Genomic DNA, 25,112 nt, shown 5'->3' with positions numbered 1-25,112 from the left:
TGGAGCGAAAGTTAGCATGATCGCCACAAGTCCGACGCACGCTTCGGACCGGATGGCGGCAGGAGAATCGGGAAAAGCGGCGAGCCTACTCGGGCGTGCCGGGCGGGACCCAGGTTTCGTACTTGCGTTCGATGCGGCGCATGGTGCCGTCGCGCGTCATCGCCTCGACCGCGGCATTCATGCGCGCCACCAGCTCGTCGGGCACGCCGCGGTTGCAGGCCAGGTAGACCCGCTGGCGGTTGAAGGTCAGCACCGGCGCGATCTGCTTGTCCCAGCCGTGCTGGCCGAGCACGCTGCTGCCGTGGCGCCAGGCGGCGGCCCACAGGTCGATGCGGCCCATGATCAGCTTGCGCGGATTGATCAGGTCGTTGGGGGCGGGGTCCACCTGGAAGCCGCGCTCGCGCAGGTACTGGTCGCGTGCGTCGCCGTTGTAGGTGCCGATGCGGTACTTGCGCGCGTCCTCGAGCGTGTTCAGGTGGATGCCGCTGCCGATGCGCGCCGCCAGCACCCACTGCGCCTCGTCGGTCGGGCCGACCCACTTGAACAGCGCCTCGCGCTCGGCGGTGCGGGTAGTGGAGAACACGCAGGCATCGGCGCGCTCGAGCGCGGCCATGTAGGCGCGCTTCCACGGCAGCAGGTCGATGGTGTAGTCGATGCCGGCGCGCGCCATGATCTCGCGCACCTTGTCGGTGCCGATGCCGGTGACGCGGCCGCCTTCGATCATGCTGGAAGGGGCCGAGGTTTCGGTCGTCAGGTACAGCTTGGGCCGGCCCTGCGCGGTCGCCGTGGCGCAGAGCGCAAGCAGTACCGCTATCGCAGTTGATTTCGTCGACATTGGCTAACCCCGGGGTGCGCCGCTTGCGGTGGCGTCGGGTTCTAGCATAACCGCAAGGATGTCCGAGCAGCAAGAACGCGTCGCGCCGACGAAAAACTGCTGTTTGCGCGCAACAGTCGCCCCCGCGGCGGCTCAGGCCTTGGCCGTGGCCAGTGCCTGCCCGGCGTGGCGCGCCACCAGTTCGCGGTACAGCGCGGTATAGCTGGCGGCCATTTGTTCGGACGTGAACAGCTCGCGGTAGCGCTGGGCGGCGCGGCGTCCCATGTCGGCGGCCAGCGCCGGGTTGTCCCACAGCTTGCGCATGGCCTCGGCCAGCGCCTGCGGGTTGGAGGGCGGCACCACCAGCCCGGTCTCGTTGTCGATGTTGATGTAGGTGGTGCCGGTGCCGATTTCGCTGGAAATCATCGGTTTGCCGAACATCGCGCCCTCCAGCAGCGAGATGCCGAACGCCTCCGAACGCAGGTGCGACGGGAAGGCCACCGCGTAGCACAGCTTGAGCAGCGCCACCTTGTCGGCGTCGTCCAGTGCGCCAACGAAGTGCACGTGGGACAGGCCCAGGCGCGCGGCGTGCGCCTTGAGCTCCTGCTCGATCGGGCCGGCGCCGACGATGACCACCGGGTAGTCGAGGTGCTCGACCGCGTCCAGCAGGATGTGCAGGCCCTTGTAGTAGCGCAGCACGCCGACGAACAGGAAGAACTTGTCGCCGACCCGCGCGCGCCACTGGTCCAGCAGCTCGGGCGCCGGCTCGGGGTAGGTGTCGCGGTCCAGTCCGTAGGTGATGACGCGGGTCTTGTCGCGGTAGCGGTCCAGCACGGCGGACGAGGCCATGTAGTTGGGCGAGGTGGCCACGATCGTGTCCACGCTGTTCAGGAAGCGGTGCTTGAGCGGCTGGTACAGGCGCAGCAGGTGCTTCTGGCGCACGATGTCGGAGTGGTAGGTCACCAGGCTCGGCTTGTTCACGCGCGCCATGAAGTGGGCCAGGTCCATGAACGGCCACGGGAAATGGTAGTGCACCACGTCGGCCTCGCGCGCCATGCGTGCCAGCTGCCCGATCGCGGCCAGCGAGCAGGCGTTGGAGGCGATCTCGAAGTCGAGCGGCACGCGGTGCACTTCGGTGCCCTCGAACAGGTACGGTGCCAGGTCCTTCTGGCGCGACAGCGACAGCACCTGGTTGGTCACCCCCAGCCGACCGGTGCCCACGCACAGCTGGCGGATCACCTGTTCGATCCCGCCCAGCGAGTCGGGGTAGTAAGTCTTGTAGAAGTGGAGGACGCGCATCGGTGCTGCCTGGCTCATCAGTTAAGGACGCTATGGTACACGGCTGCGGTCTGGCGTGCCGTTTCGTGCCAGGTCAAGCGTGCGGCGCGCGCGCGCCCGGCTGCGGCGCAGCGCGCGCGCAGCGCCGTATCGCGCGACAGCGCCAGCATCGCCTCGCCCAGCGCGCCGGCGTCGAGCGGATCGACCTCGAGCGCGGCGCCCTGCGTCACTTCGGGCAGCGAGCTGGCATTGGAGGCCACCACCGGCACGCCGGAGGCAAACGCTTCGACGATCGGGATGCCGAAGCCCTCGTACAGCGAGGGGAACACGAACACGCCGGCGCCCGCGTATACGTGGCGCAGCTGGCGGGGGTCGGTCAGGCGGTCGAGCCAGACCAGGTTCTCGCCGTCGGCCTGGGCGGCGCGCAGGCGCGCGACCAGCTGCTCGCAGCGCCAGCCGGGCGTGCCGACGATCACCAGCGCGCGCTCGGCGCGCACCGCCTGCGGCAGCGCCAGCCAGGCCTGCAGCAGGCGCTCGACGTTCTTGCGCGGCTGCAGCGTGCCGACGAACAGGAAATAGCCCGGCTGCAGCTGGAGCGCCGCCAGCGTGGCCGCCACCTCGGCGGCATCGGGCGGCTGCAGCCATTCGTCGTCCACGCCGCACGGCACCACCGAGACGCGGCGCTCGTCCACGCCGAAGCACTGGACCAGCTCGTCCACCGCGAAATGCGACAGGGCGATCACGTGGTCGGCCTTTTGCGCCGCCTTGCGCTGCAGCCAGTTCTTCAGCTGGCGCAGGCGCGGGCTGCACCATTCGGGGTATTTGATCGGCAGCGCATCATGCAGGGTCGCCACCACCGGGCAATCCATGCGCACCACCCGGTAGTCGGTGACGTGGAACAGGTCGGCCGGCATGTGCACGCGGTGCACGCGCGGGGTCACCAGCTCGACCAGCGAGGCGGCCTCGAACGACTGCGGCATCGGCTGGCCGATGCTGATCGCCTCTGCGGCGGCACTGGCGGAGAGCGGCCGCGGCCAGGAATACGGCGCCACCTGGCAGCCGGCACGCGGCAGGTGGCGCAGCAGCGCCTGGGTGTACACCCCGATGCCATCGAGGCGGCCGCCGGTCAGCCCCGGCTCGATCATGTTCGTGCCCAGGCCGACGGTAAGCATTGCCGCACTCACGCCTGGAACATCCAGCGCAGGGTGTCGGCCAGCGGGATCGGTTCGACCGGCCCGATCGCACGCGCCAGTTTGGCGTTGCTGCCCATGAGATTGAGCACGTCGTTGGCGCGTACGAACGCGGGATTGACGCGCACCTCGATGCGATAGCCGGCGATCGCTTCCATCATCTCGATGAGGCTGGCGAGCGAATGCGAGCGGCCGGAGCAGACGTTGAAGACCTCGCCGGCCGGGCCGGCGGCAAGCAGGCGCCGGTAGCACGAGGCCACCATGCGCACGTCGGAAAAGTCGCGCGCGATGGCCAGGTTGCCCAGCTCGATCTGGCGCGCGCCGCGCCGGAAGTGGCCGACGATCTTGGGAATCAGGAAGCTTTCGGTCTGGCCCGGGCCGGTGTAGTTGAACGGGCGCGCGATCACGATCGGCAAGCGGTCCATCCACAGCCGCGCCATGTATTCCATGGCCAGCTTGCTGACCGCGTAATCGTTGGCCGGGCTGGGCGAGACCACCTCGTCGATGACCTCGACGCTTGCATTGCCGTAGATATTGGCGGAGGAAGCCAGCAACACGCACTCTGGCCGGTGGCCGCAGCCGGCCAGGGCGGCCAGCAGGTTGCGCGTGCCGACCACGTTGACCTGGTAGATCTGCCCGGCGTCGCCATGCCCGACGAAGGCGATGCCGGCCAGGTGCGCGACGACGTCGGGCTGCACCTTGGCCACCATCTCGGCCACTGCGGCCTGGTCGAGCAGGTCGACCGCGAAGGTGTTGGCGGCGGCCGGTTCGCCCGGCAGCACGGTGCCGAACACCTGGTAGCCGGCCCGTTCCAGCTCTTGCTGCAGATAGTAGCCAGTGAAGCCGCGCAGCCCGGTGACCAGGGCACGCTTGCCCGCACCCTCTTGCGGGCCGGCTTCGATGGCGTTCGGGTTCATGTCAGAACGAGAAACCCTGTTCGTTGCGGCGCAGGTCGGCGTCCACCATCATCTGGCACAGCTGCTCGAGGGTGGTGTCGGCCTGCCAGCCCAGCTCGCGGCGGGCCTTGGCAGCGTCGCCGATCAGCAGGTCGACCTCGGCCGGGCGGTAGAAGCGCGGGGACACCCGCACCAGCTCGCGGCCGGTCTTGCCGCACAAGCCGCGCTCGGCCTCGCCGCTGCCGGTCCATTCGACCGTGATGCCGGCTCCCTTGAACGCCATGTTGACGAAGTCGCGCACGGTCTCGGTGCGGTTGGTGGCCAGCACGAAGGTGTCAGGCTGGTCGGCCTGCAGGATGCGCCACATGCCTTCGACGTATTCGCGCGCATAGCCCCAGTCGCGCTTGGCGTCGAGGTTGCCCAGTTCGATCACGTCCAGCTTGCCCAGCACGATCTTAGCCACGCTGTCGGTGATCTTGCGGGTGACGAACTCGCGCCCGCGCAGCGGCGACTCGTGGTTGAACAGGATGCCGGACGAGCCGAAAATGCCGTACGACTCGCGGTAGTTCACCGTCATCCAGTGCGCGTACAGCTTGGCCACGCCATAGGGGCTGCGCGGGTAGAACGGGGTTTCCTCGACCTGCGGAATGGTCTGCACCTTGCCGAACATTTCTGAGGTCGAGGCCTGGTAGAAGCGGATCGCCGGGTTGACGATGCGGATCGCTTCGAGCAGGTGGACCGCGCCCATGCCGGTGATCGACGCGGTGGCGATGGGTTGCTCGAATGACACGCCGACGAAGCTCTGGGCGGCCAGGTTGTACACCTCATCCGGTTCGGCGGTCTGGATCAGGCGCAGACTCGAGGACAGGTCGGTCAGGTCGTACTCGACCAGGGACAGGTTGGGGTGCGCGGCAATGCCGAGCTCTTCGATACGCCAGAAGTTGACCGAGCTGGACCGGCGATAGGTGCCGGTCACGTGGTACCCTTTTTCCAGGAGCAGCTCTGCCAAATATGCGCCGTCCTGTCCGGTAATGCCGGTGATCAGGGCTCTCTTCGTTGTGTGCATGTTCGTGGTAATTCTAGGTGGTGATCGCGCAAGCCGGCGCGTTGATGCTGATAACCTGCCATTGTAACAGAGCCATTGCCCGCACCTTTGTACAAAAGAAAACGGTGACAGTGTGAGAACAATTTCTGACAATTATCCCGGCAAACGCGATCGGAACTCAGCCTCGAAACGAATTGTTACGTGAATTCAGGCGTCGCGGCAGGCGTGTTCACGATGATGTGACACGAGTCAACGCCGAGTGAAGACGGCCGAACTTTTGCAAGCCCGGCCGTAAATACGCTACTTCAGCGCCCCGTGACAGCGTCGACCACGCACAGCGCGGTCATGTTGACGATGCGGCGCACGGTGGCCGAGGGGGTGAGGATGTGGACCGGACGCGCGCAGCCGAGCAGCACCGGGCCGACCGCGATGCCGTTGCCGGCGGCGGTCTTGAGCAGGTTGTAGGCGATGTTGGCCGAGTCCAGGTTGGGCAGCACCAGCAGGTTGGCGTCGCCCTTGAGGGTCGAGTCCGGCATCGTCTTCAGGCGCAGCTTGGTATCCAGCGCGGTGTCGCCGTGCATCTCGCCGTCCACCTCCAGCTCGGGCGCACGCTGCTGGATCAGGGCCAGCGCGTCGCGCATCTTGCGTGCCGACTCGCTGCTCCCCGAGCCAAAGTTCGAGTGCGACAGCAGCGCCACGCGCGGGCGGATGCCCAGGCGTTCCAGCTCCTGCGAGGCCATCACCGTGATCTCGGCGATTTCCTCCGCGTTCGGGTTTTCGTTGACGTGGGTGTCCACCAGCGCCAGCTGGCGGTCCGGCGTGATCACGAAGTTCACCGCCGCGTACACCTTGGCGCCCTCGCGCTTGCCCAGGATCTGGTCGATGAAGTTCAGGTGCAGGTGGGTCGCGCCGATGGTGCCGCAGATCATGCCGTCGGCGTCGCCCTTGTGCACCAACATCGCGCCGATCAGCGTGTGGCGGCGCCGCATTTCGAGCTTGGCCCAGTCCTGGGTCACGCCCTTCCTGCAGGTCATCTCGAAATAGCTCTGCCAGTAGTCTCGGTAGCGCTCGTCATGCTCGGGGCTGATCACGTCGTAGTGGCGACCGGCCTTCAGGCGCAGGCCGAAGCGCTCGATGCGCTGTTCCAGTACGTGCGGGCGGCCGACCAGGATCGGGCGCGCCAGGTTTTCGTCCACCACCACCTGCACCGCGCGCAGCACGCGCTCCTGCTCGCCCTCGGCGAACACGATGCGCTTCAGTTCCTTGGGCGCCTTCTTGGCGATCGCGAACAGCGGCTTCATGAAGCTGCCCGAGCGGTACACCAGCTGCTCCAGGCTTTGCGCGTAGGCGGCCAGGTCGGCGATCGGGCGCGAGGCCACGCCGCAGTCCTGCGCCGCCTTGGCCACCGCCGGGGCGATGTGGGTCAAGAGGCGCGGGTCGAACGGCATCGGGATCAGGTAGTCCGGGCCGAACGACAGGTTGGAGATGCCATAGGCCGAGGCCACCACGTCCGACTGCTCGGCGTGCGCCAGCGCGGCGATGGCGTGCACCACCGCGATTTCCATTTCACGCGTGATGGTGGTCGCGCCGCAGTCGAGCGCGCCGCGGAACATGTACGGGAAGCAGAGCACGTTGTTGACCTGGTTCGGGTAGTCCGAACGGCCGGTGGCGATGATCACGTCGCTGCGCACGGCCTTGGCGTCTTCCGGCAGTATCTCCGGGGTCGGGTTGGCCAGCGCCAGGATCAGGGGATTGGGCGCCATCTTGGCGACCATCTCGGGCTTGAGCACGCCGCCGGCGGACAGGCCCAGGAAGATGTCGGCATCGGGAATCACCTCGGCCAGCGAGCGCTTGTCGGTCTCCTGCGCGAAGCGTTCCTTGTCCGGGTCCATCAGCTCGGCGCGGCCCTTGTACACCACGCCGGCCAGGTCGGTCACCCAGATATTTTCGATCGGGAAGCCCAGGTCCACCAGCAGGTCCAGGCAGGCCAGCGCCGCGGCGCCCGCGCCCGACACCACCAGCTTGCACTGCTTCAGGTCCTTGCCGACCACTTTCAGGCCGTTGAGGATGGCCGCACCGACGATGATCGCGGTGCCGTGCTGGTCGTCGTGGAAGACCGGGATCTTCATCTTCTCGCGCAGCTTGCGCTCGATGTAGAAGCACTCCGGCGCCTTGATGTCTTCCAGGTTCACGCCGCCAAAGGTCGGCTCGAGCGAGGCGATGATGTCAACCAGCTTGTCCGGGTCGTTTTCGTTGATCTCGATGTCGAAGACGTCGATGTTGGCGAACTTCTTGAACAGCACGCCCTTGCCTTCCATGACCGGCTTGGAGGCCAGCGGGCCGATGTTACCCAGGCCCAGCACCGCGGTGCCGTTGCTGATCACCGCCACCAGGTTGCCGCGCGACGTGTATTTATACGACGCGGCCGGGTCCTTGACGATTTCTTCGCAGGGCGCGGCCACGCCCGGCGAGTAGGCCAGCGCGAGGTCGCGCTGGTTCAGCAGCTGTTTGGTCGCCGTGACACTGATCTTGCCCGGCTGGGGAATCTGGTGATAGTCGAGCGCTGCAGCACGCAGTTGTTGACGTATTTCTTCTTTTTTGTCCAATGACGAATCCATGCTTTGCAGCCTTCCTGAACTGACGGGGGGACCTTTGATTTTAGCAGAGGCAAAGCCCTCCGCACTCCTACGTATTTTTCCTTACTGCCCATAACAATAAAACCTATTGATCCGATCCGAACAATCAATTTCATTTATTGATCGCTGATCTCTATCATTCAATCCATACCGATTAACGCAGTAAATCACACCAGGAGAACAGCGATGTCCAACCAGACCCAGTCCGTGACGATTCAAAACCTCGAAGCCGCCTTCGCCGGCGAATCGATGGCCCATATCAAATACCGCTATTTCGCCAAGCTGGCGCGCGCCGCCGGCGCGATCGAAGTGGCCGAGGCGTTCGAAGCGACCGCCGACCAGGAAGTGGCGCACGCATTCGGCCACCTGGACCTGCTGTACCCGAAGGACAAGCTCACCCCGGCCAAGGCGCTCGAAATCGCGATCGAGGGCGAGACCTACGAATACACCGAGATGTACCCGAAGTTCCGCCACCTGGCCGTGGAGGAAGGCAACGCGGCCGCAGTGGCCGAGTACGACGAGCAGATCGCCGAATCGAAAGAGCACGCCGGGCAGTTCAAGCGCACGCTCGAAGTGGCCGCCAAGCGCTTCGCCGCGCTGGCCAAGGTGGAAGAACGCCACGCCAACCACTACCAGGCCGCGCTGGACAAGCTGAACGCCGCCTGAACGACAGCCCCGAATTCAACATACATACAAGGAACACCATGAAGACCTACCAATGCATCGTATGCGGTTTCATTTATGACGAAGCGGCCGGCATGCCGGAAGAAGGCATCGCGCCCGGCACCCGCTGGGACGACATCCCCGCCGACTGGGAATGCCCGGACTGCGGCGTGGCCAAGGCCGACTTCGAGATGGTCGAGATCTGAGATGGGCGAGCCGATCATCATCGTCGGCGCGGGCATGGCCGCCTACAGCCTCGCACGCGAGTTCCGCAAGCTGGACCAGGCCACGCCGCTGATGCTGGTCGCGGGCGACGCCGGCGCGGCGTACGCCAAGCCGATGCTGTCGAACGCCTTCGCGCTCGGCAAGGACGTGCCCCGGATCGTGTCGAACGACGCGGCCACGATGGCCGCCACGCTCAAGGCCGAAGTGCTGACCCACACCCGGGTGCACGTCATCGACCCGGCCACGCGCAGCATCGACACCGACCAGGGCAGCTTCGCCTATGGCAAGCTGGTGCTGGCCCTTGGCGCCGACCCGATCCGGCTGCCGCTGGCCGGCGACGGCGCGGGCGAGGTCCTCTCGGTCAACCACCTGGAAGACTACCGCATGCTGCGCGAGCGCCTGGCACAGGCCGGCCCCGGTGCGCGCGTGGCGATCATCGGCGCCGGCCTGATCGGCTGCGAATTTGCCGACGACCTGGCTTGCGCGGGCTACCAGGTCACGCTGGTGGACCCGAACCCGCGCCCGCTGTCGGCACTGGCCGCGCCCGCCCTGTCCGATGCGCTGGTGCGCTCGTGGTCCGGGCAGCCGATCAGCCTGCGCCTGGGCACCACCGCCACCAGCGTCGTGCACGGCCGCGCCGGGCTCGAACTGAAGCTGGCCGATGGCGGCGTGGTCGATGCCGACGTGGTGCTGTCCGCGGTCGGGCTGCGCCCCTCCGTGGCGCTGGCGCAGCAGGCGGGCCTGGTCACCCGGCGCGGCATCGTGGTCGACAGCCTTGGCCAGACCAGCGCGCCGGGCGTCTATGCGCTGGGCGACTGCGCCGAGTACAGCGTGGGCGGGGCCGCCGTGGTGATGCCCTACGTGGCGCCGATGATGGCCGCCGCGCGCGCCATCGCCGCCACGCTGGCCGGCACCCCGTCGGCCATCGCCCACCGGCAGGAGGCGGTGATCGTCAAGACGCCGAGCTGCAAGCTGGCGCTGCTGCCGCCGCCGCCGGGCACGCCTGGCGCGTGGATCAGCGTTGCGGACGGCGAGCGGATCGTGGCGCGCTTTCGCGACGAGGACGGCGTGCTGCGCGGCTTCGGGCTGTCGCAGCATACGCCGGCGCTGCGCAGCCAGCTGCTGTCCGAGCTGGGCAAGCGCGCGTAGCTAGCGCTCGCCGCGCGCGATCCGGAGCACCCGGTCGTGGTCGAAGTCGGACACGTACAGCGCATGGTCCGGGCCGAACACGAACCCGAGCCCGGACGCCTGGCTGGAATCGAAGCCGGTCCCGATGACGGTGCCCTTGCCGTTCGCGCTGAACCGCAGCAGCGTGCCGCCCGACAGCACGTACAGGAACCGGCCGAAGCCGCCCGCGCCTTCGCCGAACACGATATAGGTGTTCAGGCCCGTTGCCAGGCTTGATGCAAATGTGCCGGCCAGTGTGCCGCTGCGGTTGTACACCCTGATCGTGCCGTCGCTCAGGGCCACGAAGATGCGGTTGTCCGGGTCGATCGCAATGCTGCCCGGCCGGCTGGGCGTTGCGAACAGCACGAACGGCGGGCCGCCCGCGCTGGCCAGCACCTGCGGCGCGTCGTCCGAAAAGATGAGCCGGCCGCTGCGGTCGAACTTCATGTCATCCACGTCGCTGAAGCCGGCGTCAAACAGCTCGGCCGACGAGCCATCCGGGAAAACCGCCGCAAGGATGCCGTTGCCGCCCACCAGCACCGAGCGCTTGACGCGGCTGATGCGGCCACACGCATCGAACAGCACCGCATCCGGATCCTGTTGCGGCGGCCCGAACGGCGCCGACGCGCCGCCCCCGGGCGGCACGCACCGGATCCGGTCCACGCTGCCGCCCTGGCCCACGTACAGCGTGCCGTCAGGCGCGAAGGTCAATTTTTCCGGCCCTGGCACGCAGGCGTACACCGTGATGTGGAAGCCGCGTATCACCCGCGGCAAGCCTGGCGCAGGCGCCGCCTGGCCGGTCAGCCAGCCCGATTCGTTTTTCATGTCCGGCTCCCCGAAGTGGATCGATGCATGCTTCATGTTAGGAGCGGCGCGCGGCGGGCCCATGCGTGCCATCAAGCGGACACGACCGTGCTTTGCCGAAACAGCGGACGATGCCAAGGTACAATCGGCGCATGCTTTCCGAATTCGACCTCATCAAGCAATATTTCACGCGAGCAAAGGGCGGACGCGCGGTGCTCGGCATCGGCGACGACTGCGCCCTGCTCGCCCCGGCCGCCGGCATGCAGCTGGCGGTATCCACCGACATGTTGGTCGAGGACCGCCACTTCTTTGCCGGCGCCGACGCGCGCAAGCTGGGGCACAAGAGCCTGGCGGTGAACCTGTCCGACCTGGCCGCGATGGGCGCGCGCCCGCTGGCGTTCACGCTGGCGCTGTCGCTGCCCGAGGCCAACCGCGACTGGCTGGCCGGCTTCTCCGAAGGACTGTTCGCGCTGGCCGACGCCCATGGCTGCGAACTGGTGGGCGGCGACACCACGCGCGGGCCGCTCAACATCTGCATCACTGTGTTCGGCGAGATCGAACCGGGCCACGCCTTGCGGCGCGACGCGGCGCGCGCCGGCGACGACATCTGGATTTCCGGCACGCTGGGCGACGCCCGGCTCGCGCTGGCCGGGTACCGCCACGAACTGGCGCTGGACGAGGACAGCCTGGCCCAGGCGGCCAGGCGCATGCACACGCCGGTGCCGCGCGTGGCGCTCGGGCGCGCGCTCGCGCAGGCGCGGCTTGCGCACGCGGCGCTCGATATTTCGGACGGGCTGGTGGGCGACCTTGGGCACATCCTCGCCGCGTCGCGCGTTGGCGCCACGCTCGACCTGGACGCCCTGCCCGCCGGTGCGGCATTGGCGCGGCAGGACGTGGCGCTGCGGCGCCGGTTCACGGCGGCCGGAGGCGACGATTACGAGTTGTGTTTTACCGCAGCGCCGTCGCAGCGCGAGGCGATCGTTGCTGCCGGTCGTGCGACTGGCACGCCGGTCACGCGGGTTGGCAGGATCGAGGCAGAACCGGGGCTGCGCATGGTGGATGCGAACGGCGCGCCGCTCGACCTGCGGCTGGCCGGCTGGGACCACTTCGCCTCGTAGGGTGGGCAGGTTTCATGCCCACGCGTTCAAGCAACGCATCCGCCGCCTGGACGCGTGGGCGGGGAACCCGCCCACCCTACAAAAACAAGATCACCGCTCGCTCGGCGCCGGCCCGTCGCCCATGCGCGGCGCCTTGCGGTCGTCGTACGGCCCGTGCTGCAGCCAGTAGTGGCGAAACGCCAGCCGCACGTTGTCGCGCAGCTGGTCGTCGTCCCACGGCTTGGTATAGAACCGGTAGATCGCGCCGCGGTTGATCGATTCGAGCACCGTCCCCACTTCCGTGTAACCGGACAGGATGATGCGGATCGTGTCCGGGTACATCTCCTTGACCCGGCTGAGGAATTCGGTGCCGCTCATCACCGGCATGCGCTGGTCGCACAGGATCACCTGCACGTTGTGCAGCGCCAGCAGCTCGAAGCCCTCGGCCGGCGAGGACGCGGTCAGCACGCGGTAGTTGTCGCGCCTGAACAGGCGGTGCAGCGAACCGAGCACGTTGACGTCGTCGTCCACAACCAGCAGCGTCTGCATGTTGCGCTCGTCACTGGCCGGCGCATCCGGCTGGCTGCGGTTCTCCTGCACCATCTGCGCCAGCTCGGCGGGCGGCAGCGAGCGCGAGAAATGGAAGCCCTGGATCTCGTCGCAGCGGTGGCGCCGCAGGTAGGCCATCTGCGCGCGCGACTCGACCCCTTCCGCAATCACCAGCATGTGCAGGCTGTGCGCCATGCTGATGATGGCCTGCGCGATGGCCGCGTCGTCGGGATTGGTGATGATGTCGCGGACAAAGGCGATGTCGATCTTGAGCTTGTCGATCGGGAAGCGCTTGAGGTAGGCAAGGCTGGAGTAGCCGGTGCCGAAGTCGTCGATCGCGATCCGGATGCCGAGCAGCTTCAGGCTCGCCAGCACCTCGATGGTCTGCTCGGCGTTGGACATCAGCGCGCTCTCGGTCAGCTCCAGTTCCAGCAAGCCCGGCTCCACGCCGTGGCGCTCGATCGCTGCGCGCACCACCTTCTCCAGGTCGCCCTCGACGAACTGGCGGCTGGACACGTTGACCGCCACCCTCAAATCGCGCACGCCCTGCGCGTTCCACTCGGCGACCTGGCGGCAGGCCTCGTCGATGATCCATTCGCCGACGCGCACCACCAGCCCGGTCTCTTCCATGACCGGCACGAATTCGGCCGGGTACACCAGCCCGAAGCCGGGCCGGTTCCAGCGCAGCAGCGCCTCCACGCCTGACACGCGGCCCGTGTTCAGGTCCATCTTGGGCTGGTAGTGCAGCACGAACTGGCCCTCTTCCAGCGCGCCGCGCAACGCCAGCTCCAGGTCGAGCCGCGCCAGCACCTGCACGTTCATGCCGGCGGTGAAGAAGCGGTAGCCGTCGCGCCCCGCCTCGCGCGCGCGCACCATCGCGGTGTCGGCGTAGCGCACCAGGGTGCCCGGGTCGGTGGCGTCGTCCGGGTACATGGCGATGCCGATGCTGGCGGTGAGCGCGGCGTGCTGCCCGTGCAGGTCGAACGGCGCGCGCAGCGCCTCGCGCACCTCGTTGGCCACGTGCGCCGCCTCCTGCTGCTCGCGCGCCATGGTCAGGATCAGCGCGAACTCGTCGCCGCCCAGGCGCCCGACCGTGTCGCGCAGGCGCACGCAGCGCACCAGGCGCGTGCTGAACTGGCGCAGCAGCTCGTCGCCCAGCGCGGGACCGAGCGAGTCGTTGATCATCTTGAAGCGGTCCAGCGAAATGAACAGCACCGCCACGCGCCAGTGCTTGTCGCGCGCCAGCTCGATCGCATCGCGCAGGTTCTGGAAGAACAGGCTGCGGTTGGGCAGGCCGGTCAGCCCGTCGTAATGCGCCAGATGCTTGAGCCGCTGCTGCGCCTGCAGCCGCTCGCTGATGTCGCGCGCGACCGCGATCAGCATGCGGCCGTGGTCGTCCGCCAGCCGCTGCCAGCCGATTTCCACCGGCACCGCGCCCTGCCCGCCGGCGCGCAGCAGGTCGGTCTCGACCACGTCGTGCTCGCGCGGGGTGCCGTCATCGACCAGCAGGCGTTCGAGCTGCTCGCTGGTGGCCAGCCCCAGCGCGACCGGGTCGATGCGCAGCAGCGCCTCGCGCGAAAAGCCGAGCATGCGGCAGGCGCCGTCCGAAACGTCCACCATCGCCATGCGCTCCGCGTCGATCAGGAAGATCGCGTCGGCAGTGGCGTCCATCGCGCCGCGAAAGCGCGCCAGCTCGGCGGTGCGCTCGCGCACGGTCTGTTCCAGTTGCGCGCCATGCTCGCTCGACTCGCGGTGCAGCAGGCGTACCTCGAGCAGGTTGCGGATGCGCGCCAGCACCTCGACCGTGTCGAACGGCTTGCTGATGAAGTCGCGCGCGCCGGCCTTGAGCGCGGCCAGCTTCTTGTCCGGCTCGGCCGTGACCACCAGCACCGGCAGCCAGGCCCCCTGCTCGATCGGCGCCAGCTGCTCCATGACCTCGAAGCCATCCATGCCTGGCATGTGCAGGTCCAGGATGATGAGGTCGTAGTGGTTGGCGCGGTGCAGGTCCGCGACCTGGCGCGGGTCGGTGCAGTTGTCGACGTTTTCGTAGCCGGCGGTCATGAGCAGGTAGTCGAGCAGCTGGATGTTGACCGCCTGGTCGTCCACCACCAGGATGCGCGCGCGCCGGATGTCTGCCTGCGTGATCATGCGGCGCCCTCCCCGGCGTGCCGCGCGCGGACGTGTTCAAGGGTGCGGTCGATGGCTTCGTTGAACATCACGATGTCGATCGGTTTGGTCAGGTAGCGGAAGAACCCGGCGCCGATGCCGCGCTCGACGTCGCTCGGCATTGCGTTGGCGGTCAGGGCAATCACCGGAATGCCGGCAGTGTCGGGCGTCTCGCGCAGCACGCGCAAGGCCTCCACGCCGCTCATGCCGGGCAGGTTGATGTCCATGAGGATGAGTTCGGGATGGTGGGAGCGCGCCAGCTCGATCCCCATGCGCGCGTCCGGCGCCGACAGCAGGCGCAGGTCGGCGCGCAGGCGCACGAGCTCCTCCACCAGCTTCAGGTTGGCCGGGTTGTCCTCGACGTACAGCAGCAAGTGCGCCGCGCCCTCGGCCGCATCGTGCGAAGCGGCGGGCCGCCAGGCGGGTTCTGGCGCGCCCAGCGTGGCCGGCGCGGCCGACGCCAGCGCGATCGAGAACACGCTGCCCACACCGGGACTGCTGGTCACGCCGATCTCGCCGCCCATCAGTTCGACCAGCCGGCGCGTGACGACCAGGCCGATGCCGGTGCCCTCCTGCGTGCCGTTCTCCTGCCCCAGCCGGTTGAATGGCTGGAACAGCGCGTCGATCTGGTCCTGGCGCAGGCCCATGCCGGTGTCCTGCACCGACAGCCGCAGCCGCCCGGACGGATCCGGCGCGCATGCCAGCACCACCGCCCCGCCCTCGCGGTTGTACTTGACCGCGTTGGACAGCAGGTTGAGCAGCACCTGCTTCAGGCGCGTGCGGTCGGCGCGCACCATGGCCCCCGTGTGGTCGGGGAACAGCACGCGGATGCCGCGCTTGTGCGCCTGCGCGTCGATCATGCTGCGGCACTCGGCCAGCACGTCGTCGATGCCGACCGGCTCCATCGACAGCGTGACCGCGCCCGATTCGATCTTGGCCAGGTCGAGGATTTCGTTGATCAGGGTGAGCAGGTGGCGCCCGGCCTTGACGATGTGGTCGGCGAACTCGCGCTTTTGCTCGTCGCTGGCCGGCAGCGCATCCGAGTTCAGGATCTGGGCAAAGCCAAGGATCGCATTGAGCGGCGTGCGCAGCTCGTGGCTCATCGACGACAGGAACGCGGACTTGGCCTGGTTGGCCTTGCGCGCCTCCTCGATTGCGCGCACCAGCTCCTGGTTGGCCAGCTCCAGCTGCAGGGTGCGCTCGTGCACGCGCTCTTCCAGCTCCTCGTTCAGCCGCATCACCTCCTGCTGGGCGCGGGCACGCTCCTGCGCCTCGTGCGCGATCTCCTGGTTCGAGCTTTCCAGCGCCAGCGTGCGCTGCTCGATCTCGCCGAGCATGGCGTTGAACGAGTCCGCCAGGTCGGCCGCTTCGTCCTTGCTGATGCGCTCGGCGCGGCGCGAGTAGTCGCGCGTGGCCACCACGTCGCGCGCGATCCCGGTGATGGCCACGATCGGCGCCGTGATCACGCGCCCGATGCGGCGCACCACCAGCCACGACGTGGCCAGCGCCAGCAGGGTGACGCCGGCCGCGATCAGCAGGTAGTCGAGGATGCGCTGCAGCAGCCGGTTCTCGGCGCGCAAGTACACCGTGCCGAGCAGGTCGCCGTTGTCGACGATGGGCTCGGCCAGCACCAGGTAGCGCCCCTGCGTATGCGGCTTGCCGGGTTCGGGACGCGGCGGGAATTCGGCCGGCTCGCCCGGCGCCGCGTAGGACGCGACCAGCTTGCCGGCGGCGTTGTAGATCGCGCCGGCGCGCACCAGCGGCCGGGCGCGCAGCAGCGCCAGGTTCTCCTGCGCCAGCCGCGCATCATCGAAGTTGAGCGCGGCGGCGGTCATCCGGCCAAGCAGCTCGGCCTGGGTCACCAGGTCCGACTTGAGCGCGTGCTGGTAGCTGCGCAAGTCGTAACCGATCACGGTGCCAACCGACACCAGGGTCGCGGCAAGAGTGGTGGACATCACGACCGCCATCAGCTTGGTGCGGATCGAACGCAGCCGGATCACAGCCGTGCCGGCCGCTGGCATGCAAATCTTGGGTGCGGCATCGCGGGTCGGGTTGATGGTTGGAAAATGCCTTCGGTGCAGGCGATTGCAGGATAGCAGCATGCGTACCGGGCATGGCGCACGGAACACTTGCGACAACTGATCCTAGTCAATACGCGCGGCACGCGGCCATGGCATGTGGCACGATGTTCATGAATGTTTGCAACACCCATTCACGGCGCTGCGCGCTAGAATGGCCCTTATGCGCGGCGTGCACGCCGGCCGGACCAGCATAGACCAAAGGAGACAAATGTGAGCACTGACATGATCGACCTGGCCACCCGGGTAGGCCGGGCGCTGGAAGCCAAACGGCTGATGCTGGCCACCGCCGAGTCCTGCACCGGCGGCGGCGTGGCGCAGGCCATCACCGAGATCGCCGGGTCCACCGGCTGGTTCGACGCCGGTTTCGTCACCTATTCCAACGCTTCCAAGACCGGCATGCTGGACGTGCCGGCGGCGCTGATCGCGCAGTTCGGCTCGGTGAGCGAGGAAGTGGCCGCGGCGATGGCCGAAGGCGCGCTGGCCAACAGCAATGCCGACGTCGCCGTCTCGACCACCGGCATTGCCGGGCCCACCGGCGCGGTGCCGGGCAAACCCGTGGGCACGGTGTGCTTCGGCTGGTCGCGCGGCGACACCACCTACACCGAACGGCTGGTATTTGCGGGCGACCGCCACGCGGTGCGCGAGCAGACCGTCGCGCACGCGCTGCAGGGACTGCTGCGCTTCGTCGAATAACCCGGTGCGCCGCGCCGGGATGAGATTGGCTTTCGCGCTCGCCGCGGCCTTTGTTGCCGCCGGCGCGCACGCGGCCCCGGCACCGACCGTGTATGCGGCGGGCGACATCGCGCGCTGCCCGCACCCGGACACCCGCTTTTCCGGCGCCGCCGAGACCGCCGCCGTGGTCGCCGCGGGACTGGCGGCCGATCCTGGCGCGGTGGTGCTCACGCTGGGCGACCACACCTACCCGCGCGGCCGGCCCGAGGAATACTCCGCCTGCTACGGCCCGACCTGGGGCCGCTTTCGCGACCGCACCTACCCGGCGCCGGGCAACCGCGAGTACGCCACCGGCCGCGGCAAGCCCTACTTCGACTATTTCGGCCAACGCGCCGGGCGCGGCTACTACAGCTTCGACCTGGGCGGCTGGCACCTCGTCTCCCTCGACAGCGACCTGTCCGGCGCGGCCATGGCGGCGCAGCTGGCGTGGCTGCGCGACGACCTGGCCGCCCATCCGGCCCGCTGCACGCTCGCCTATTGGCATCACCCGCTGTATAGTTCTGGCGGGCACGGAAATGTTGCCATAATGCACGACGCCTGGAACCTGCTGTACAAGGCCGGCGCCGAGCTCGTGCTGTCCGGGCATGACCACGACTACGAGCGCTTTGCGCCGCAGGACGCCGATGGCCGCCTGGACCAGGCGCGCGGCATCCGCCAGTTCGTGGTCGGCACCGGGGGCGCGTTTGCGACGCCGTTCCTGTGGCCGGCCGCCAATAGCCAGTTCCGCGAGAACAACCGCTACGGCGTGCTGCGCCTGCGGCTGTTTGACGGCGGCTACGAATGGCGGTTCATGCCGGTGGCCGGCACGCAGGAACAGGGCCCGGAGCCGGACCACGGCAGCGGCACCTGCCACTAGGGGGCGGGGAAGAATAACGATTGGAGCATTGGATGCAAAACACGGTTCACTTCATCTTGCAGGGCAAGGGCGGCATCGGCAAGACCCTGGTCTCGACCATCCTGGCGCAATGGCTGGCGCAAAAGGACGACAAGCCGCTGCGCTGCTTCGACACCGACCAGGAAAACCCGACCTTCTCGCGCTACAAGGCGATGAACGTGAAGCACGTGCCGGTGATGACCGACACCCGCACCATCGACCCCAAGCGCTTTGACGCGCTGATGATCGACATCCTCGAGGAAGACGGCAACTGCGTGATCGACAACGGCGCCAACAGCTTCACGCCGCTGATGGCCTACCTGCTGGAGAACGACTGCTTCGCGATGCTGGAAGAAGCCGGCCGCAAGGTGTACATCCACACCATCGTCGGCGGCGGCGACACGCTGCACGACACCGCCACCGGCTTTGCCGCCACCGCAAAAGCGACCCATGTGCCGCTGGTGTTGTGGGAGAACGAGCACTTCGGCCGCCTGGCTTCGCCCAGCGGGAAGCTGTTCACCGAATCGCAGACCTACCTCGAACACGCGGCGCGGGTGCGCGGCCGGGTGGTGCTCACCGCGCGCAACCCCGACACCTTCGGCGCCGACATCAAGAAGATGAACATGGGCCGCCTGACGCTGGACGAGGTGCGCGCGAGCGACCGCTTCAACGTGATGGAGAAGCAGCGCATCAAGGTCGTGTTCCGCGACCTGTTCGAGCAGCTCGACAAGGTCAACTGGTAGGCCGCCATGGACCAGCAAAAACTGCGCACCCTCGTGTTCGAAAAGACCGGCGTCAAAATCGACGTCGATGACCCGGTGTTCGCGCTGGTGGCCCTGAACGAGGCGGTGCTGGAAGAAGCGGTCGAGCGCCACGTGGCGCTGCTCAATGAGGCCAGCGACGAACTGGCCGCGCAGCTGTCGGTGCTGCCGGGCCGGCCGGCCGTCGCGGCGACTGCTCCCGCGCCCGGCATCGACAGGCGCCACGCGCTGATGCTGGCCGGTGGCGCCGCCGCGCTCGCGGCCGTGCTGGTGCTGGCCGGCCAGGCGCTGTTCTTGCGCAGCGCGCCGGCGCCCGCCGTGGTGCAGGCGAAGGAACTCACGCCCGAACAAACCGCGGCCATCGCCAAGGGCGAGAAGCTGGCGAAGATCGTCGAGAAGCTCGACCGCAAGACCAGGAGCGCCATCGAGGCCGAGATGCAGAAACCCTAGCGCGGCAGCCAAGCCGCATTGGAGCGCAACATGAAGCCACGCTTGCTGTTTGCCGTTTCCGCCCTACTGGCCGCGCTCGGCGGCCCCGCCATCGCGGCCGACGCCCCCACCGCGCCCGCCCCGGCCGTCGTCAACATCAACTACCAGAAGACGGTGCTGCCCAACGGTCTGGAGGTGATCCTGGTCGAGGACCACCGTCTTCCCATCGTCGCCGTCAACATCTGGTACCACGTCGGCCCCGCCAACGAAGCGCCCGGCCTGACCGGCTTTGCGCACCTGTTCGAGCACATGATGTTCGCCGGGACGAAACACGTGCCGCGCGGCGAAGCCGATCGCCTGCTCGAGGGCGCGGGCGCGACCGACAGCAACGGCAGCACCGACTTCGACCGCACCAACTACTACGACACGGTGCCGTCCAACCAGCTGGAGCTGGCACTGTGGGTGCACGCCGACCGCATGGGCTACCTGCTCGACGTGCTGGACCAGCAGGCGCTGTCGAACCAGCAGGACGTGGTGCGCAACGAGCGGCGCCAGAGCATCGAGAACCAGCCCTACGGCATCGTCGAGGAAGCGCTGTACCACACGCTGTTCCCGAAGGAGCACCCGTACTATGCGTCGGTGATGGGCTCGCACGCCGACATCCAGAGCGCGAAGCTGGCCGACGTGCGCGCCTTCTTCACCCGCTACTACGGGCCGAACAACGCCAGCATCGTGATCGCCGGCGACATCGACAAGGCCAGAACGCTCGCGCTGGTACGCAAGTACTTCGGCGGCTTCAAGCGCAGCGCGCCGGTGGTGCACCCGAAGGTGGTCACGCCGCCGATCACGCGCGAGCGCCGCGTGGTGGTGCCGGACCGGATCGAACTGCCGCGCGTGTTCATGGGCTGGCTCACGCCGCCGGCCTACCAGAACGGCGACGCCGAGCTCGAGGTACTGGCGCAGATCCTCGCCGGCGGCAAGTCGAGCCGGCTGTACAAGTCGCTGGTGTACGAGCGCCAGATCGCGCAGGACGCCAACGCCGCGCAGAATTCCTACGCGCTCACCTCCACCTTCGTAATCGACGTGACCGCCCGGCCGGGCCACACGCTCAAGGAGATCGAGGACGCGGTGGACACCGAACTGGCGGCGCTGCGCGACTTCGGCCCGTCCGGGCGCGAGGTCGAGCGCGCGCGCAACACCATCGAAACGCGCAAGCTGGCCGGCATCGAAAAGCTCGGCGACAATGGCCTGGCGAACCTGGTCAACCGCTACAACCAGTACCTTGGTGACCCCGGCTACCTGCAGAAGGACCTGGAGCGCCTGCGCCGTGTCGGCGCCCAGGATGTGCAGCGCGCCGCGCGCGCCTGGCTGCAGCAAGGCACGCGCGCGGTGATCGAGGGCGTGCCCGGGCGCCAGCAGCTGCCGCCCGACGTGGCGGCGCCACCAACCAAAGCCGGCAAGACCACGACGGCCGGCATCAACCGCGACGAGGCATGGCGCTACAAGGCGCCCAAGGCTGGCCCGGCTCCCCGCCTGACGCTGCCGCGCGCCGACGCCTTCCAGCTCGCGAACGGACTGACCGTCATCCACCAGTACAACCCGGCGCTGCCGCTGGTGGCCGCGCGGCTGGTGGTGGCGAGCGGCGCCGACGCGAACCCGGACGACGCACCCGGGCTCGCGAGCTTCAGCGCCGCCATGCTGGATGAAGGCACAGCCACGCGCAGCGCACCGCAAATCGCGGACGAGGTTGCGCAACTGGGCGCCTTCCTCCACACGGACAGCAATGCGGACGCCTCCTTCGTGTCGGTGTTTTCGCTGCGGTCCAAGTTCGCGCAGGCGCTCGACCTGCTGGCCGACGTGGCGCTGAACCCGGCATTTCCAACGGCCGAAGTGGAACGGCAGCGCGCCAGCCGCCTCGCCGAGCTGGTACAGCAGCGCGACGAACCGGAGGCCGTGGCCGCGGTGGCGGCGGCCGGCGCCCTGTACGGCGCGGATCACCCATACGGCTACGGGCGGCTCGGCACGGAAGCTGCGATCCGTACGGCCACGCGCGAGGACCTGCTCGGCTTCTGGCGCAGCCATTACGTGCCGGCGAACGCCGCGCTGGTGGTGGCGGGCGATATCACGCGTGACGAACTGAAGGCGCTGGCCGAAGCGAAGCTGGCGGCGTGGCCGCGCGCGGCAGCGCAATCGAGTGCACCGGGCATGCCAAAGACAACGCGCGCGCGCCTCGTGATGGTGGACAAGCCCGGCGCGGCGCAGACGGCTTTGCGCGTGACCGCGATCGCCGCCGAGCGCAGCACGCCCGACTATCCGGCGCTGGAAGTGATGAACGCCGCGCTCGGCGGCCTGTTCTCGAGCCGCATCAACAACAACCTGCGCGAACAGAAGGGCTACAGCTACGGCATGTTCTCGCAGTTCCGCTACGACCGCACGCCCGGCCCGTTTTCGATCGCCGGCAGCGTGCGCACGGACGTGACGGGGCCATCGGTGTCCGAGATCTTCAAGGAAGTGGCGCGCATGCGCGCCGAACCGATGGCAGGTACGGAGTTGGCAGGCGCGCGCAACTCGCAGATCCTGTCGCTGCCGGTGCAGTTCGAGACCAATGAAAGCATCGGCGCCAGCCTGGCGGACCTGTTCGTGTTCGGCCTGCCCGCCGACTACTACCAGCAGCTGCCGGCCCGTTACGCTGCCGTGACGGCGCAGCAGGCGCAGGAAGCTGCGCGCAAGTACCTGGTGCCAGAAAAAATGGTGGTGGTGGCAGTGGGCGACCGCGCGAAGATCGCGCCGCAGCTCGATGCGCTCAAGCTGGGCGCGCCGGAACTGCGCGACAGCGACGGGCAGCCGCTGACGCCGTGACGGCGCCGAGCGCCCGCTATTTCGCGAGGGGGAGCACCTCGGCCTGCAAGGTCACCAGGGTCTTGCCCGGCTCCTCGTCGAACACGCCATGCGCGGAGTCTTCAAACCAGACCAGCTTCTTGACCGGCGCCTCCAACTGCCGGAGCCAGCGCTCTGCCAGCTGCGCGTTCACGTTCAGGTCGTGGCGCCCCTCGAACAGGATCACGGGGCAATCGATGCGCTTCACCGAAAACAGGTTGACCTTGGTGATTTCGCCCCACAGGCCCGCGAGATTGAGGTCCAGGCCGCGCTCGCGGTCCGTCCAGTCGGCCGCAGTGTAGTCGGGACTGATCATTCCGGCGGCGTCCACCGCGGCTTCGGTGTTGCGCCAGACCGCGCCGCCGTACCTGGCAAGCCATTTGCGCTCGCGGCCAAGGTGGGCCAGGTCGGCCGCCGGATCCTGCGACGGATAGGGGGCGATCTCCTTCAGGTCCTTGATCGCCTCGGTGTCGTTGGCCGCCAGCGCTGCCGCCAGGGTCGCCTGGTAGCCCATGGTTTCGCTGGCGCGTGCATCCGTCGCCTGGCCGATACCCACGTAGGCATGGAACCAGTCCGGGTGCAGCTGGGCCAGCTTCACGCCGAGGATCGAGCCCCAGGAATGCCCCAGCAGGACGATCTTCTGCCGGCCATACGTCTTCCTGACATAGGCAGCGACTTCCTCCGCGTCCTTGAGCGCGCGCTCGATGCTGAGCGATGCCGGCTGCAGGCCGGGATTGCGGCCGAAGGTCTTGCCCGCCCCGCGCTGGTCCCACTGGACGACGTTGAAGTACTCCTGCCATTCCGCGGTGTAGAGGTAGCTGTTCGGGATCGACGTGAACCCGGGGCCGCCGTGGAGGAACAGCAGGAACGGCGCGTCGCGGTGACGGCCGCGCACGCTGATCCACTGGTCGATGCCGCCGATCGGTACGAACTTGTCGTCCTTGACGGCATCGGGAGCCAGGAACTGGCGCGCCTCGCGCAAGACCGCGCGCGGGTCAACGAGATCATCGGCTTGCGCGCACGGCATGCATATCACGGACGCGGCCAATGCGGCGATCAGCGGCGCGGTTGACCGAATGCGTTCGAATCGGTTTTTCATGTTGGCGGTTCCCTTGCTTCTACATCCTGTTTGGATATGGCAGGTTCGAGCGCAGCCCCCGCCGCACGTTGCGCCGTCTGCTTGTGGCAAAGCGCGCCATCGATTATAGCTGTGCTTGCCCGAGGACACCGGCCGCCACCTGCGGCGTCGCCGTTCAGGCCGGCGCTTCCAGTGCATTGACCCTTTGCACGCTGGCCCGGGAATTCACGCGCGCCAGGTAGGCGGTGATCTCCGGCAGTTCCGGCACCAGCTTGAACGCCGTGGTCCAGCCAAACGCACTGGCCCACAGGATGTCGGCGGCCGAAAAGCGCTCGCCCAGCAGGTACGGGCCGGCGCGCAGCTGGCGCGTCACCGTGGCCAGCATGGTGTCGTAGTCGCCATACGGGCACATGGAGGGCGGCGTGGGGTCGCGCTTCATCGCCAGGTCGATCACGGCCGGTTCGAATGCCGACCCGTGGAAGGCCATCCAGCGCAGATAGGGGCCGCGCAACGGGTCGCCGAGCGCCGGCGCGAGGCCGGACTGCGGAAACAGGTCGGCCAGGTAGATCATGATGGCCGCCTGCTCGGTGACCAGCGCGTCGCCGTGCAAGAGCGCAGGCACCTTCCCCATCGGATTGACCGCGAGATAGCCGGGCGCGCGCTGTTCGTTGGCCTTCAGGTCCAGAACGCGCAAGTCGTACTTCGCGCCGAGTTCCTCGAGCAGGATCCGGACGGCGGTGGACCGGGATTGCGGGGCGTGAAAAAGGGTCAGGTGGCGTTCCATAGTGTCCTCTCGAAAAAGTGAGAGGCAGGTTATTCGACCGGCCCAGCTGCCGTCTTGTAAAAACACGATGCTAGAATCCTGCACGAACACCGATCCCGAGCAGACCGCTGATGACCGAGCTTTCTCCCATTGATGGCTGCGCCAGGGGTGTGGTGGCGCCCACGCTTGCCAAGGACATGTTCCGCATGGCCCGCTATGCGCCGCCGCCGCACCTGGCGCCTTTCCTCGAGCATTATTGGATCGTCGAGTGGGACTTGCGCGAGCGCCCGCCCTACGTGCAGCGCACCTTGCCTTATCCGAGCGTGCACATCGTCTTCGATACCGTGCGCACCGGCGTTTTCGGCGTGACCACGGGCGCGTTCGACTACGAACTGCGGGGCCATGGCAAGGTGTGCGGCCTGAAGTTCCTCCCCGGCGCGTTCCGGCCGTTCCTGGGCAGGCCGCTCCATACGATCACCGACCGGGTGCTGCCATTGTCCGAGGTACTCGGCTGGGACGACCTGGCCGCACAGCGCGCCGTGCTCGACGGGGCCGACGACCCGGCCATGATCGCAGCGGCCGACGCGCTGCTGTGCGCCAGCCTGCCGCAGGCGGACCCGCAGGTCGAGCGCATCGGCGCCATCCTGCGCTGCGTCCAGGCCACGCCTGGCATGACGCAGGTGGAAGACATGGCGGCAGGCGCCGGCCTGAGCGTGCGCAGCCTGCAGCAGCTGTTCAGCGATTACGTCGGGGTCAGCCCGAAGTGGACGATCCGCCGCTACCGCCTGCATGAAGCCGCGGACCGGCTGGCCAACGGTGAAGACATCGACCTGACTGCGCTGGCACTGAGCCTGGGCTATTTCGACCAGGCCCATTTCACGTCGGATTTTCGCAAGCTGGTAGGCAAACCACCGGGACGCTACCGGGAGCAAGCCCGCGGCCAGACCGCGGCGGCCGCTGCCCAAGCTTGTTCTACGCCCTGTTAAA

The 25,112-nt window shown here is 67.9% G+C and carries 21 protein-coding genes; 10 read left to right on the top strand and 11 right to left on the bottom strand.

Translation table 11 applies throughout. From position 1 onward, the window contains the following. Nucleotides 1-85: 85 nt before the first annotated feature. From NX774_RS17150 to NX774_RS17125, 6 genes are all read right to left on the bottom strand, one after another. Nucleotides 86-835 carry a substrate-binding periplasmic protein gene (locus tag NX774_RS17150; RefSeq protein WP_258823476.1) on the bottom strand — a complete coding sequence of 250 codons (750 nt, stop codon included), beginning with the start codon at nucleotides 833-835 and terminating at the stop codon, nucleotides 86-88. A gap of 132 nt (nucleotides 836-967) precedes the next feature. Continuing rightward, nucleotides 968-2,113 (bottom strand): glycosyltransferase family 4 protein, encoded by a 1,146-nt coding sequence (locus tag NX774_RS17145; RefSeq protein ID WP_258823475.1) that lies wholly within the window; start codon nucleotides 2,111-2,113, stop codon nucleotides 968-970. A 17-nt stretch (nucleotides 2,114-2,130) separates the two neighbouring features. Next, entirely contained in the window at nucleotides 2,131-3,264 is a 1,134-nt protein-coding gene (locus NX774_RS17140; protein ID WP_258823473.1) for a glycosyltransferase family 4 protein, read from the bottom strand. Nucleotides 3,265-3,272: 8 nt separating this feature from the next. Then, nucleotides 3,273-4,199 (bottom strand): NAD-dependent epimerase/dehydratase family protein, encoded by a 927-nt coding sequence (locus NX774_RS17135; protein ID WP_258823472.1) that lies wholly within the window; start codon nucleotides 4,197-4,199, stop codon nucleotides 3,273-3,275. A gap of 1 nt (nucleotide 4,200) precedes the next feature. After that, nucleotides 4,201-5,244 (bottom strand): GDP-mannose 4,6-dehydratase, encoded by a 1,044-nt coding sequence (gene gmd, locus NX774_RS17130; protein WP_258823471.1) that lies wholly within the window; start codon nucleotides 5,242-5,244, stop codon nucleotides 4,201-4,203. A 284-nt stretch (nucleotides 5,245-5,528) separates the two neighbouring features. Next, entirely contained in the window at nucleotides 5,529-7,841 is a 2,313-nt protein-coding gene (locus tag NX774_RS17125) for an NADP-dependent malic enzyme (protein WP_307731325.1), read from the bottom strand. A gap of 204 nt (nucleotides 7,842-8,045) precedes the next feature. Here NX774_RS17125 and NX774_RS17120 point away from each other — a divergent pair, with 204 nt between their 5' ends. From NX774_RS17120 to NX774_RS17110, 3 genes are read left to right on the top strand one after another with little or no spacing between them, the layout of a single operon-like run. Next, nucleotides 8,046-8,525 carry a rubrerythrin family protein gene (locus NX774_RS17120; protein ID WP_258823469.1) on the top strand — a complete coding sequence of 160 codons (480 nt, stop codon included), beginning with the start codon at nucleotides 8,046-8,048 and terminating at the stop codon, nucleotides 8,523-8,525. A gap of 38 nt (nucleotides 8,526-8,563) precedes the next feature. Further along, entirely contained in the window at nucleotides 8,564-8,728 is a 165-nt protein-coding gene (locus NX774_RS17115; protein ID WP_258823468.1) for a rubredoxin, read from the top strand. Nucleotide 8,729: 1 nt separating this feature from the next. Then, on the top strand, nucleotides 8,730-9,896 hold the full coding sequence (locus NX774_RS17110) for an FAD-dependent oxidoreductase (RefSeq protein WP_258823467.1): 1,167 nt from the start codon (nucleotides 8,730-8,732) through the stop codon (nucleotides 9,894-9,896). Here NX774_RS17110 and NX774_RS17105 read toward each other — a convergent pair whose 3' ends face one another. Continuing rightward, nucleotides 9,897-10,739 (bottom strand): NHL repeat-containing protein, encoded by an 843-nt coding sequence (locus tag NX774_RS17105; protein ID WP_258823466.1) that lies wholly within the window; start codon nucleotides 10,737-10,739, stop codon nucleotides 9,897-9,899. 131 nt (nucleotides 10,740-10,870) lie between these two features. Between NX774_RS17105 and thiL the strand changes: the two genes are divergently transcribed. Beyond that, the gene (thiL, locus tag NX774_RS17100; protein ID WP_258823464.1) at nucleotides 10,871-11,836 is read left to right on the top strand and encodes a thiamine-phosphate kinase; all 966 of its coding nucleotides are present in this window, start codon (nucleotides 10,871-10,873) and stop codon (nucleotides 11,834-11,836) included. Between the two features lie 90 nt (nucleotides 11,837-11,926). Here the strand turns inward: thiL and NX774_RS17095 are convergent, their stop codons facing one another. After that, the gene (locus NX774_RS17095) at nucleotides 11,927-14,512 is read right to left on the bottom strand and encodes an EAL domain-containing protein (RefSeq protein WP_258823463.1); all 2,586 of its coding nucleotides are present in this window, start codon (nucleotides 14,510-14,512) and stop codon (nucleotides 11,927-11,929) included. Further along, nucleotides 14,509-16,551: a sensor histidine kinase, YfiR-like protein-associated gene (locus NX774_RS17090; protein WP_258823462.1), complete on the bottom strand. Its 2,043-nt coding sequence runs from the start codon at nucleotides 16,549-16,551 to the stop codon at nucleotides 14,509-14,511. Before NX774_RS17090 ends, NX774_RS17095 begins: the two co-directional genes overlap by 4 nt. A gap of 282 nt (nucleotides 16,552-16,833) precedes the next feature. Between NX774_RS17090 and NX774_RS17085 the strand changes: the two genes are divergently transcribed. Genes NX774_RS17085 through NX774_RS17065 form a run of 5 tightly spaced genes read left to right on the top strand, consistent with a single transcriptional unit; the run spans nucleotide 16,834 to nucleotide 22,266 of the window. Continuing rightward, nucleotides 16,834-17,304, top strand: coding sequence for a CinA family protein (locus tag NX774_RS17085; protein WP_258823771.1), 471 nt, complete (start codon nucleotides 16,834-16,836; stop codon nucleotides 17,302-17,304). Nucleotides 17,305-17,323: 19 nt separating this feature from the next. Then, nucleotides 17,324-18,199 (top strand): metallophosphoesterase family protein, encoded by an 876-nt coding sequence (locus NX774_RS17080; protein WP_258823461.1) that lies wholly within the window; start codon nucleotides 17,324-17,326, stop codon nucleotides 18,197-18,199. 32 nt (nucleotides 18,200-18,231) lie between these two features. Next, nucleotides 18,232-18,960: a P-loop NTPase family protein gene (locus tag NX774_RS17075; RefSeq protein WP_258823460.1), complete on the top strand. Its 729-nt coding sequence runs from the start codon at nucleotides 18,232-18,234 to the stop codon at nucleotides 18,958-18,960. Nucleotides 18,961-18,966: 6 nt separating this feature from the next. Then, nucleotides 18,967-19,428 (top strand): conjugal transfer transcriptional regulator TraM, encoded by a 462-nt coding sequence (traM, locus tag NX774_RS17070; protein WP_258823459.1) that lies wholly within the window; start codon nucleotides 18,967-18,969, stop codon nucleotides 19,426-19,428. A gap of 30 nt (nucleotides 19,429-19,458) precedes the next feature. Next, nucleotides 19,459-22,266 (top strand): M16 family metallopeptidase, encoded by a 2,808-nt coding sequence (locus NX774_RS17065; protein ID WP_258823458.1) that lies wholly within the window; start codon nucleotides 19,459-19,461, stop codon nucleotides 22,264-22,266. A 16-nt stretch (nucleotides 22,267-22,282) separates the two neighbouring features. Here NX774_RS17065 and NX774_RS17060 read toward each other — a convergent pair whose 3' ends face one another. Together NX774_RS17060 and NX774_RS17055 are read right to left on the bottom strand one after the other, a co-directional pair. Then, nucleotides 22,283-23,383: an alpha/beta fold hydrolase gene (locus NX774_RS17060; protein ID WP_258823457.1), complete on the bottom strand. Its 1,101-nt coding sequence runs from the start codon at nucleotides 23,381-23,383 to the stop codon at nucleotides 22,283-22,285. A gap of 154 nt (nucleotides 23,384-23,537) precedes the next feature. Next, a complete protein-coding gene (locus tag NX774_RS17055; protein WP_258823456.1) occupies nucleotides 23,538-24,146 on the bottom strand; it encodes a glutathione S-transferase family protein in 609 nt (202 codons plus the stop codon). Nucleotides 24,147-24,256: 110 nt separating this feature from the next. Between NX774_RS17055 and NX774_RS17050 the strand changes: the two genes are divergently transcribed. Then, entirely contained in the window at nucleotides 24,257-25,111 is an 855-nt protein-coding gene (locus NX774_RS17050; RefSeq protein WP_258823455.1) for a helix-turn-helix domain-containing protein, read from the top strand. Nucleotide 25,112 lies beyond the last annotated feature (1 nt).

Origin of the sequence: Massilia agilis, assembly GCF_024756255.1 — a bacterium.
Classification (GTDB): domain Bacteria; phylum Pseudomonadota; class Gammaproteobacteria; order Burkholderiales; family Burkholderiaceae_D; genus Telluria; species Telluria agilis.
Note: the sequence above shows the minus strand (reverse complement) of the source record. Positions and strands in the feature narration are given on the sequence as shown.